The following is a 622-nucleotide window of genomic DNA, read 5'->3' as shown; positions in this document are numbered from 1 at the left end:
GTATGGAAGCATTGAGCCTCAGTTGGCCAGCCGGTATCCGAGCCATTCAAACAAGTAACCAAACAAGCCGGTTTTCCGGCCAAAATAGAATGCAGTCTGCCATCTTTGCGAGCAATCGGAGCAGCGCAGGCAACACCATTCAGACTCAAATGCTGGTTTAGTTCTAGAAAGAAAGGCAGTTCTTCTGATTTCAAAACCTCAAAAACAGTCAATACATAACGACCGGTTGAAGTAGTCAAAAAATAATTACTGTTAGTAATTCCTTGAGCAATCCCCTGCAAAGAAACAAAATCTCCCAAATCATATTGCAGAAGGAAGTCACGCATTTGAGTGTCGGAAACACTTGTATAGACAGACATAGCAAACTCGAGGCTGATATAAAAGAATCAAGGAAGCATCATACCAAAAAACAAGCGCTAATAATATAAATTAAAGCGAGGGTCAAATTCAAAAGGCCGTCTGAAAGAGCAATTCAGACGGCCTTTGTTTTGTGTTTTTTTGTATGTATGGATTGTGTAGGAAGGTTGTTGGAGTTTTTTATAAAATAAAAAACCCTGTTAAAACAGGGTGGTGGTTAAATTTCTGAAAATAATTTTGCGAAAGGTGTTGACGGGTTTTATTG

The 622-nt window shown here is 39.2% G+C and carries 1 protein-coding gene; it reads right to left on the bottom strand.

The features are described 5' to 3' along the window. Positions 1 to 359 (bottom strand): phosphotransferase (locus tag ACTHUR_RS15575; protein ID WP_440399541.1); only part of this gene is annotated, 359 nt, incomplete at its 3' end. Between the last annotated feature and the right edge of the window lie 263 nt (positions 360 to 622).

Source organism: Neisseria sp. P0021.S007 (assembly GCF_051956855.1).
Note: the sequence above shows the minus strand (reverse complement) of the source record. Positions and strands in the feature narration are given on the sequence as shown.